The 11,053-nt window shown below is 61.8% G+C and carries 8 protein-coding genes and 1 tRNA gene; 7 read left to right on the plus strand and 2 right to left on the minus strand.

Going from position 1 to position 11,053, the window contains the following annotated elements; translation table 11 throughout:
• Positions 1 to 399 precede the first annotated feature (399 nt).
• The 6 genes from QM659_RS10215 to QM659_RS10240 all read left to right on the plus strand — a co-directional run bounded on the left by QM659_RS10215 (position 400) and on the right by QM659_RS10240 (position 7,626).
• A tRNA-Ser gene (locus tag QM659_RS10215) sits at positions 400 to 489 on the plus strand.
• A gap of 404 nt (positions 490 to 893) precedes the next feature.
• Positions 894 to 2,087 (plus strand): saccharopine dehydrogenase family protein, encoded by a 1,194-nt coding sequence (locus QM659_RS10220; protein WP_415188345.1) that lies wholly within the window; start codon positions 894 to 896, stop codon positions 2,085 to 2,087.
• A 10-nt stretch (positions 2,088 to 2,097) separates the two neighbouring features.
• Positions 2,098 to 3,258 (plus strand): carboxynorspermidine decarboxylase, encoded by a 1,161-nt coding sequence (locus QM659_RS10225; protein ID WP_415188346.1) that lies wholly within the window; start codon positions 2,098 to 2,100, stop codon positions 3,256 to 3,258.
• Positions 3,259 to 3,433: 175 nt separating this feature from the next.
• Positions 3,434 to 4,033 (plus strand): YceI family protein, encoded by a 600-nt coding sequence (locus QM659_RS10230; RefSeq protein WP_415188347.1) that lies wholly within the window; start codon positions 3,434 to 3,436, stop codon positions 4,031 to 4,033.
• Positions 4,034 to 4,721: 688 nt separating this feature from the next.
• Entirely contained in the window at positions 4,722 to 5,651 is a 930-nt protein-coding gene (locus tag QM659_RS10235; protein WP_127075711.1) for a family 2A encapsulin nanocompartment shell protein, read from the plus strand.
• Complete coding sequence (locus QM659_RS10240; protein WP_415188348.1) at positions 5,644 to 7,626, plus strand: family 2A encapsulin nanocompartment cargo protein cysteine desulfurase; 1,983 nt, start codon at positions 5,644 to 5,646, stop codon at positions 7,624 to 7,626. The genes QM659_RS10235 and QM659_RS10240 overlap by 8 nt, the downstream gene beginning before the upstream one ends.
• A gap of 541 nt (positions 7,627 to 8,167) precedes the next feature.
• Here QM659_RS10240 and QM659_RS10245 read toward each other — a convergent pair.
• Positions 8,168 to 8,944: a hypothetical protein gene (locus QM659_RS10245; protein ID WP_303486900.1), complete on the minus strand. Its 777-nt coding sequence runs from the start codon at positions 8,942 to 8,944 to the stop codon at positions 8,168 to 8,170.
• Complete coding sequence (locus QM659_RS10250; RefSeq protein ID WP_415188349.1) at positions 8,938 to 10,542, minus strand: hypothetical protein; 1,605 nt, start codon at positions 10,540 to 10,542, stop codon at positions 8,938 to 8,940. The genes QM659_RS10245 and QM659_RS10250 overlap by 7 nt, the downstream gene beginning before the upstream one ends.
• A 152-nt stretch (positions 10,543 to 10,694) precedes the next feature.
• Between QM659_RS10250 and QM659_RS10255 the strand changes: the two genes are divergently transcribed.
• Positions 10,695 to 10,961 (plus strand): hypothetical protein, encoded by a 267-nt coding sequence (locus QM659_RS10255; protein WP_127075703.1) that lies wholly within the window; start codon positions 10,695 to 10,697, stop codon positions 10,959 to 10,961.
• The last annotated feature ends 92 nt before the right edge of the window (positions 10,962 to 11,053 follow it).

Here is an 11,053-nt window from a genome sequence, read left to right on the forward strand (position 1 = left end):
TGTGCAACCCTAATTTGTCTTTTTTTGTAACGAACATTCTGACGCTTCCGCGACAGAGGTTTTTCGTCGTCAAAATTCCAACAACCGGGAGCCGGGAGCCTTGCGCGAAGATGGCCTTTCGGTTGTGGCAATATGAGGGCCTTTTTAGAAGGCTTCAAAAAAAGAATGCGGCGACTTTGCGTCTGTTTTCTTAATGCGACGTGCGGGCGCGTTCAATCGTACCCGAAAGCCGCCCCGCCGAGCCGCCGGTGGGCGGGCCGACCTCTCCCATAGCCATCGGCCCGTAGAAAAAGATGCGGAAGGAACGCCAAAAAACCGCGCATCTGGGCTTGCAGGCGCTTCGCTGATCGCTATAGTGCAGCCTCGCGCTGCTTCGGCTTCGGTTTGTCCGGCGCGTCTGGAGAGGTGGCCGAGTGGTTGAAGGCGCACGCCTGGAAAGTGTGTAGGCGGGAAACCGTCTCGAGGGTTCGAATCCCTCTCTCTCCGCCAGATCTCATCGCCTCCCCCCTGCTTTCCCCCGTTGCTCCCGAGCTGGCTTAAAAAGAGTCGCGGTTTCGCCGCCACTGACAAAGCACGCCAACCGCTTGGACCGGCTCATCGGGATAAGCAAAGGCGATCTCATTCCTGCGTCTTTTCTTCAAAAAATTAGATCGATCTTTCGCATCGCGCTGTTTATTACTTCACATAGGTGTCATAAATATCGCCGATATTGAAGCGTTTCGGGGCCCGTCTTACCGCAAGGGATTGCGGTATTACTTTCTTGTGTCCCCTCGGGCTTCTCGCTTTACAACAACAAACCGCCTAAATATATCAAGAGCCCGCACAGACGCGGGGCGAAAACCCGGGATGAACAATCTCCCCTCCTGCCCCAGGAAAAACGGACAGAAGCACCCATGAACAACGTTCTCATCATCGGCGGCGGCGCGGCCGGCGCGGTAGTGACCAAGAAATGCGCGATGAATCGCGACGTTTTCGACGGGACCATTCATCTTGCGTCGCGCACCCTGTCGAAATGCGAAGCGATCCAGAAGCAGTGCGCGAGTGAAATCGAGATTTCGCAGATCGATGCGGACGATACCGCCGCGGTGGTGAAGCTGATCGAACGGGTCAAGCCGCGCCTCGTCATCAACATGGCCCTGCCCTACCAGGATCTTACGATCATGGAAGCCTGCCTCCAGACGGGCGTCGATTACATCGACACGGCGAATTACGAGCCAAAGGACGAGGCGAAGTTCACCTACAAATGGCAGTGGCCGTTCGATGAAAAGTACAAGGCCAGGGGCAATCTCGCCGTGCTCGGCTGCGGTTTCGACCCCGGCGTGACGAACGTGTTCTGCGCCTACGCGCAGGAAAGCCTGTTCGACGAGATCCACGAGATCGACATCATCGACTGCAACGACGGCAGCCACGGCAAGAGCTTCGCGACCAACTTCAACCCGGAAATCAACATCCGCGAAGTGACCCAGCGCGGCAAATATTGGGAAAACGGCGAGTGGATCGAAATCGACCCGCTCAGCATCTCCCGTATGATCGATTATCCGGAAGTCGGCCCGCGCAAATCCTACCTCATCTACCACGAGGAGGAAGAATCGCTCGTCCAGAACATCCGCGGTCTGAAGCGAATCCGCTTCTGGATGACGTTCTCCGACAACTACATCAAGCACCTCGACGTGCTGCAGAGCATCGGCATGACGCGCATCGATCCCGTCAAGTTCAAGGGCATCGACATCATCCCGATCGAATTCCTGAAGGCGCTTTTGCCCGAGCCATCCTCGCTCGCCCCGGACTATACGGGCAAGACCTCCATCGGCACCGTGATCAAGGGCGTGAAGGACGGCAAGCCCCTCACGAAGATCATCTATAACGTCTGCGATCACGCCGAGAGCAACCGCGAAGTCGGCGCGCAGGCCGTGTCCTACACGACGGGCGTCCCGGCGGTGACGGCTGCCATCATGATTCTGAAGGGCATCTGGAGCGGCAAGGGCGTGTTCAACATCGAGCAGATGCCGCCGAAGCCCTTCCTCGAAGAGCTTGCGAAGCAGGGCCTTCCCTGGCACGTGAAAGACGCGCCCGAGTTCCCTTGCTGACGGAGAGAGCATGACGCTTCTGGACCTGCTGGCCGACATTCCGACGCCGGCTTACGTCGCCGATCTCGCGCGCCTCAAAGCCAATCTGGCGACGGCCGCCAGGGTGCGCCGCGAGACCGGCACCACCGTGCTTCTCGCCACGAAGGCGTTTGCGATGCCGACGTTGTTCCCGCTGTTCCGGGACACGCTCGACGGCAACACCGCGAGCGGCCTGTTCGAGGCGCGCATGGGGCGCGAGGAATTCGGCAAGCAGGTCCACGTCTATTCGCCTGCTTACAAGGAGAGCGAGTTCGACGAGATTCTCGGACTCGCGGACGACGTCTATTTCAATTCGGCGGAGCAGGTGGCGCGCTATCTGCCCCGCGCGAAGGCTGCGGGCCGCAAGGTCGGCCTGCGCATCAATCCCGGGTTCTCGAATTCGACGGTCGGCGGCGATCTCTATAATCCCTGTTCGTCGGGCTCGCGCTTCGGCGCGCCGGAGCACACGCTCGGCGATATCCCGTGGGGCGACATCGACATCCTGCACGCACACGCGCTGTGCCAATCGGGCCACGCGGCGTCGATCGGCCTGATCGAACGGATTGCGGGCGCGTTCGGGCATCTCGTCAACAAGGTGAGCGCCGTCAATTTTGGCGGCGGCCATTATTTCAACGATCCCGCCTATGACGTCGATGCGCTCGTCGCGGCGCTGAACCGGTTCCGCGACACGTTCCCGCATGTCGAGACCATCATGGAGCCCGGCGGCGCGCTCGTGATGGACGCGGGTTATCTCGTGGCGACTGTCCTCGACGTCTACCGCAACGACAAGACGATCGCGATTCTCGATGCTTCCGCGCCCTGCCACATGCCGGACGTACTGATCGCGGGCTGGCATGCGCCCGTCATCGGCGCGGGCGGACCGGGCGAGAAGCCGCACACCTATACGCTGGCGGGCAACACCTGCATGACCGGCGACATCATCGGCGAATATTCCTTCGACGCGCCTCTTAAGCCCGGGGACCGCGTGATCTTCGGCGATCAACTGCAATACAGCTTCGTTCAGGCGAGCACGTTCAACGGTGTGCCGTTGCCCGATTTTTACGCGCTGCACGAGGATGGCAGCACCGAGCGCCTCAGCCGCTTCTCTTATGACGATTTCCGCTCAAGGCTCGGCAACGGAGCCGCCGGGTAACGGTGCGATGTTCCCCGCCGACGCCTACGACATCCTTAACCTCAGGCTGAAACAGGGCCTGCGGCGATATTGTTATCCACCATGTCACCAAATATATGCATGGTTTCGCTCATGGTCGTCATGCGGTGGCGCCTCCTTAAGTCGCTCTGCCGCCCCATTTTTTGAGGTTTGAACGATGTCTGGCAAAACGCGCAGCACGAATGCGGCCATCCTTGCGATTTTAGCCGTCGGTGCGGGCATTCTTCTGCTCGCAGGACGTCAGGATGGCATAAGGCCCTGGGACAGGGATGTCGCCTTCGTCGCCGGTGCGGGCGGATTTTCAGCCGAAGGCAGCGTCAAGGATTACAAGAGCGTCGTCCGCTTCAACCCCGAGGCGCCTGAGCAAGCCTTGATCGAACTGACGCTCAACATGCGCAGCACCACGACTGGCTTTAGGGCGGCGGACGAAGTTGCCCTCTCGGAAGAGTTTCTCGATGTCGAACGCCATCCAACAGCGAAGCTGATCGCAAAGGGCGCAAAGCCTGTCGGTGACGGCAAGTATGTCGTCGATGCCGAACTGACGTTGAAGGGTGTGACGAAGACCGTAAAGCTGCCGCTCGTGGTCCAGATCAAGGAGGGCGCCCCTGTCCTTAAAGGTTCGGCGCCGGTGAATCGTCTGGAGTTCGGCGTCGGAAAGGAAACCTACAGGGGCTACGCCCTCGACAAAGAGGTTCAACTCGCGTTCGCCCTCGTCGGCGAGAAGCTTGCGGACGCGATCACACCGCCTAAGCCGTAAAATCGTCGCCCTTATGGAGCGGCGATTTTGAATCGGGCTCACCTTTGTGGCGAGTGCGTTACTGGTTTCAATTTCCTCCCGGCGAGATCAAACCGCTGCCCTTGTCTCTGCTTCTGCGCGACGGAACGACGATCCGAGCGGACGAAGCCGCTTGAACTAACCTGCTGAAGGTGAAGCATCACGGCTACTCGCCCGGCTGGCAGCGTTAGGACGAACTCATCGCACCGAGACGGATCAAGCCGTTCGCGCTCGAATACCCGCGCTCACTTCACAAAGCCTACGACCGGCATCTGCGCGATCCCGCCCGCTCTTCTCAAGGAGCTGCACGGGAGATCGAGATTTCGCGCCTCTCGCTGGCCCACGGGGGAAGCCGCTGTCGCGCGATGAAAACCGGCGACGCAATTAATTGCGCGATACTCCAAACTGGCAATATTCCGCATTGGCATGCTCAGCTGCCCGCCATTCCGTAGAAGTACTTTTTGCCATCAGGCGAAACCGGGAAAATATTAGCGAATGCCGCGACTTGGTTCCGTTTATATTGAAGCGAAGTGAAAATAGTGCGAAGCTTCGGCCATCAAACGCATGTTCGATCTGATCAAGAATGCAAGAAAAAATGAACGCTCTTCGCAGATGAAGGGCAGAATTATTTTCTGCATCCTTGTAATTATGACTCAAAAGAGAACAACCGATGGCCGATACACCTGTCAATACTGCGCTGGGTGACGTTGCCGCGAGACAACTAGCCAACGCCACAAAGACTGTTGCCCAGTTTTCCCGCATCACGCCGCGCTGGCTCGTCCATTGCTTGCAATGGGTGCCCGTGGAAGCTGGCATCTATCGTCGCAACCGCGTCAAGGAATCCCGCGACATCGCGGTCGACTGCTCCCAGCGCGACGAACGGACGCTGCCGCAGACATTCGTGGATTACGAAGAGCATCCCCGCGAATATTATCTGAGCGCGGTCAATACTGTGCTCGAAGTGCACACCCGCGTTTCGGATCTCTACAGCGTGCCGCACAATCAGATCGCGGAACAGCTTCGCCTCGCGATTGAAATCGTGAAGGAGCGGCAGGAAAGCGAACTGATCAACAATCAGGAATACGGCCTCGTCGCCAACACGATTCCCTCACAGCGCATCAAGACACGCACGGGCGCGCCGACGCCGGACGATCTCGACCAACTGATCACCAAGGTCTGGAAAGAGCCGGGCTTCTTCCTGGCCCACCCGCTTGCCATCGCTGCGTTCGGTCGCGAATGCACGCGCCGCGGCGTACCGCCGGCGACCGTTACCATGTTCGGATCGCCCTTCCTCACGTGGCGCGGCATTCCGCTCATCCCGAGCGACAAGCTTCCTCTCGAAGGCAACAAATCGAAGATCATCCTGCTTCGCACCGGCGAATCCCGCCAGGGCGTTGTCGGCCTCTATCAGCCGGGCCTTCCCGGCGAGCAGAGCATGGGCCTGTCGGTCCGCTTCATGGGCATCAACCCGAAAGCCATCGCGCAGTATCTCATCTCGCTTTACTGCTCGCTCTCGGTTCTGACTGACGACGCAATCGCGGTCCTCGATGACGTTGAGGTGGACAAGTATCATGCCTACGCTGACACCTATCATGGCTGATGCCCCGTTTTCCGAAGCGGCACCGGTGGCCGACGTCGGAAACGGCATCGCGGAGACGCTGGGCGGTCTGCCCGCTCCGACGGGTTGGCCGAGTGCGGACACGCTGACGCGGCTCGCGAACGAAATGTTCGCGACACCGCCCGGCGGAAGCCTGCCCTCCACGGCCTCACCTCTCACCAACGGCGGCCGCGCCCCCATCGAAATGACCCGCTCGGCGGACGTTCCGCTCGCGGGTGCTCCGGGGCACAGCTCAAGCTATAAGCCGCAAGCTCACGACGCGCCGCTCTCCGGCCCGCATCACCCCGCATCCTCGCCATCCGCCGCTCCCCTGCCGGTCGAAGCTCATGCGAAAGCGGCTGCGAGCCCGCACGTCCCGCAGGCTACGGTGCCGCAGCCGACGTCCTACGCACCTCCATACTTCGGCGGCGCTCACGGTCTGCCGCTGTCTGCGCCTTCTGCGCCGGCGCAGATCGTTGGCGGACCGGGTTATGCTGAAACGGCATCGAAGCCGGCTTCCACCTATCCCGGCCTTGAGGAAATCGCAGGCGGCTTTCTTGACGTCCCTGGTCTTCCGGGGCTGACATCGCCCGGCAAGCCTGCCGGTCAGGTTCCGGCTTCTCACCCGACAGCCGGCCGGACGCCGAACAACGGGCGCCCCGGCTCGCAGTTCTACTTCCTGGACGAAAGCCGCCTGTCGCACGCGACAAACGCGAAAGGCGGTCCGGTTTCGCAAGGGCCGCAAACCGGCTACGACGTGCTCGCCGTTCGCCGCGACTTCCCGATCCTGCATCAGCAGGTGAACGGTCGTCCGCTGGTCTGGCTCGACAACGCCGCCACGACTCAGAAGCCGCAGGCTGTCATCGACCGCCTCGTGCATTACTACGCATGGGAAAACTCCAACGTCCATCGCGGCGCGCATGAACTTGCCGCGCGCTCGACCGATGCCTATGAAAACGCGCGCCAGAAGGTGGCTGGCTTCATCGGCGCGGACATGCCCGAAGAGATCGTCTTCGTTCGCGGCGCGACCGAAGGCATCAACCTCGTGGCGAAGAGCTGGGGTCGCCAGAACATCGGCGAGGGCGACGAGATCATCGTCACATGGCTTGAGCATCACGCCAACATCGTGCCATGGCAGCAGCTGTGCACGGAGACGGGCGCCAAGCTCAAGGTCGTGCCGGTCGACGATCACGGCCAGGTGCTTCTCGACGCTTATGAGAAGCTGCTCGGGCCGCGCACCAAGCTCGTCGCCTTCACGCAGGTGTCGAACGCGCTCGGTACCGTCACCCCTGCCAAGACGATGATCGACATGGCGCATCGCTACGGCGCCCGCGTGCTGCTCGACGGCGCACAATCGGTCTCGCACATGCCCGTCAATGTGCGTGCGCTCGATGCGGACTGGTTCGTGCTTTCGGGTCACAAGGTGTTCGCGCCGATGGGCATCGGCGTCGTCTACGGCAAGAAGGATCTGCTCGACGCGACGCAGCCCTGGCAGGGCGGCGGCAACATGATCAAGGACGTGACCTTCGAGCGGACGGAATACCATGCCGCGCCGACGAGGTTCGAGGCGGGCACGGGCAGCATCGCGGATGCGGTGGGGCTCGGCGCAGCCATCGATTACCTGAACGGCATCGGCATGGACGCCATCGCCGCGCATGAGCACAACCTGATTGCGTATGCCACGAAGGTTCTGCCCGAAGTACCGGGGCTTCGCATTATCGGCACCGCGCCGGAGAAGGCGGGCGTGGTTTCCTTCGTCCTCGCGGGCCAGAAGAGCGAGGCCGTGGGCGCGGCGCTGAACCAGCACGGCATCGCGGTGCGCTCGGGGCATCACTGCGCGCAGCCGATCCTGCGTCGCTTCGGCCTCGAAGCGACGGTTCGTCCGTCCTTCGCCCTCTACAACACCTTCAGCGATGTCGACGCCCTCGTCACCGCGCTGAAGCGCATTCAGGCCGGGCAGAACTCGTACGTCGGCTAAGCCGTACCTTCAGAACGAAAAGCCGGAGCCTCGCGCTCCGGCCGAGACAGCTGACAAAGCCCCGCCTCGGCGGGAGCTTTTTGATTCTGTGGGGCATGCTGAAGAAACCGATTCCCCCGACAGACGGCGCTTGAGATGGTGAGCATCGAAGGATCGGTCCCGAAGGAACGCCTTCTGAGAAGATCGAAGCGGCGGTCGACTTTTCCTTCATCCGCGACCGGGTTGCGGGTCTCTACTGCGCTGATACGGCAGGCCGCGCTCGAACCGGTCTTGATGTCGACGGCCCTGTTCAGCGGCTCTCTGTTCGGCGTGCGCGCGGGCGCCGAAGCCTCGTGACCCGGCTTTTTTGCGCGCGGTTTACCTTGCGGATGCGCGGAGTAAGCGCTGTTGCTGATGCTCTCCCGAACTCTTACGCCATCTTCACCGAGCGGATGCGGCGCGAGCCCCGCGTTATGGCCGTGCCGTCCCGCCAAGCATCGCAAGATCGACGCGCTTACGATCCGGCGCAGCGCGACCTTTTGCAGGCAGAGAGCGCGACATGTCACGCGCCTGAGCCGAAAGGCTGCGCGAGATCGGGGTCGCGGCCCGAAAGCTCCAGAAACAGCCGACGCCACACCCTCATCGCCGATGCCTGCTGCTTCGCAAAGCGAGGGCGCGGAAGCAGCACGATTTTCATCTGCGCCGCACTCAGGGCGGGCCGGACCTCCGGCAGCAACCGCTCGTTCAGCGACGCCGGGGTGAGCGACCCGTTATAGGCCGACGCGCCGGGCCCGTGCTCCATCATGTCCGAGATCAGAACCACCCGCAGGGGGCCGTCCGGCTGCACATCGAGGCTCTGCACCCCGAGCGCCAGGGCCTCGGCGATCGGCGAGGCCGTTGCCGTACCCTCCCGCCCAAGTTCGGCCAGTGCGTCATCGACCGGCTGAAGAAAGGCGCTCTCATAACGGGCCGCGATTCGTTTCGAATTTTCGAAAAACGGATTTGCTTCCGCGCCCGGATTACAGAGGTCCACCAGCGTTTCGAGCGCCACGCCGAGGCCCCGTTCCCGCTCTCGCAGCACCTTGACGGCGATCCGTTCACCCCGCGCCGCTGCGTCGCGCTGCGTGGCGATCAGGTCTTTTGCGAATGCCTGCTCGACCGGCGTCAGCGGATCGGTACGATCGATAAGGATCAGTGTGGCGCTCGTGGCGCCGTTACGCGGGCAGAGCGTCGCGGTGTCGATCATCTCCGCCTTCAGGCTTGCGGCGGCATAAAAGCCGCCTCCCGCGAGCGCGGCAGAGCAAGCGATCAAAAGCACTCCGAAGACCGATCTCAGCATGCGGTCGCCTCCGCGTTTCCATTTTGTCCCGACGGCTGCGCGCTATCGAAGCCGGTTCGAACGGCTTCGGCGACGACGCCCTCAAATCCATCGGCCGCTGCATCGAGAAAGCGGAACGACTCGTCCTTCTCCTTCTGGACGGCCTGTTGCAGCGCTTTCAGGTTCTTCCCCTGTGTTTCCAGAAACTTGCCGCGGTCTGCGTCGAGAGGAGGAAGTTGTTTCGCTGCGAGCGCATACACGAAACTCCCCCGCACCGACCGGCGGGAAAGGCGCTCCAGGCTCTCGATCTCGGCCTCCGCGCGCCGCACGGCGTCGTCGAGATCGGTCTGAAGGCGGCGGCGCTCGGCGGCAAAGGCATCGTGACGCGACGACAACTCGGCAAGCGCCGTGACTTGCCGATCGAGCTTGCGGTCGAGGGCCTGAAATGCGCCGCTTGAACTTCCCCGCGCCCGATGCATCGCCCGGCGCAGCGTTGCCGCCGTGGCCGCACGAGCGCGCCGATAGCTTCGATGCCGCCGACCGTAGCCCGGGATCGGGTCGTCAAATTTATAGCCGTCGGCCGCCGCGATCAGCGCGGCGCACAAGCCGATGATCAGGAGAAACAGGCTGGAAAAACCTTCAATTCGGAACGGGTTCTCGACGAGCCTGCGAAGCGCGTCCGCTTCGGTACTCTTCGATCCTGACGCGGGAAGCGCAGCGTCTTTCGTCTCGTTCGCCGATCTCGCGGGCAACGCAGCGAGACCTTGCCGTACCGCGCCGGCAGGAGCAGCCGACTTCGTGGTCGGGCGGCTCGTCGCGATGGCGTCGTTGAAAGCGCGCTCGCGAAAATCGCGGTAGTGCGCCCCGAACAGGTTTATCGCAAAGATGGCGGCGATGCCTGCGAGGACGAAGACGCACGCGCCCGCCTTTGCGACGGACGAGCGCCGGTTGAGCTGCGGCAGTGCGAAATAGCCGATGAGAAAAGCCGCGCCCGCATTCGCAATCGCAAGTACCAGCGCTTCAAGCCAGCCACCGAAAAGGCCCTGCTCGCTCGTGCCGGCGAACAGGATGCCGTTCACCGTTGTTTCGGCGATGACGAGCGCGCAGAGAACGCCGAGCCCAAGAACCGGCGACGCGGCATAATGCGGCTCGCGCGCGATGCGGTATCGGGCCTTGAACGCGGCGAGATCGGCGAGCCGGCTCCTCTCCTCGCTCAAGCGCTCGGCAAGTTCAGGCCCGCTTTCAATGACCACGGATTGGCGGGCGAGACGTGCCGCGCGCATCTCGTCGTGAAGGCTCGGCGCGACGCATTTCTTCTCCTGCGCCGCGATTGACTCCGAAAGTGTCGAAAGGCGGTTGGCTGACGTGACGAAAGCCGCGTCGATTTCAGCCTGAAGGCGCTCCACCCTCTCGGCAACCGGATCGACCGAAGCCTGAACCGTGGCCGCGCGCGCAATAGCCGTATCCCGCTGCAGATCGGCGACAAGACAGGCCGGGGAGCTTTCGCGCCGGGATGGGACAACGCTGTTCGCCGGAGGGCCAATTTCGTCGGGCGGGCGCTGATCGATATCGCCAGACCGGTCGATGACGCGCTCGCCATTCAACTCATGAATACTCATACAAACGCTCGATCACTTTTTCTCAATATGAAACAGTTTTATGCATATGCTGACTAAAAAGAAAGAGGGCCTTGAGAAGGTTCGCCTTTTTCGGGGCGATGATGCGTGCCTGCAACGCCGCGACAACAAACGCAACGAAACGGGGACTGGACATGCGAGCCTTGTTTGCGGCAGTGGCCGCGCTGATGATCGTGACGGCGTCCCAGTCTTCGTCAGAGGCGGCCTCTCTCGCCGAAGGGGACCGCCGCGGTCCATGGCTCGCGCGGTTCTCGGTTCCCGGCGCTCAGTGCCCCAGACTGTGCGTGGAATGGTTCGACGGCTGCAACAATTGCAGTTGCGGCGGCGGCCGGATCGACGTCTGCACGCAACACATTTGCTTCGGTCGCAAGCGGGCACGCTGCCTTCGCTGGGGCTTCTAGTGGAGCGAATTTGACATTTGAGTCCCGGTGGCCGCGCGCTCTCGCTCAAATGTCAAATTCAAAAGCTCCACTAGAATCATGATGTTGCTAGT

It is taken from the genome of Rhodomicrobium sp. (genome assembly GCF_047605405.1).
GTDB classification, from domain to species: Bacteria; Pseudomonadota; Alphaproteobacteria; order Rhizobiales; family Rhodomicrobiaceae; genus Rhodomicrobium; species Rhodomicrobium lacus.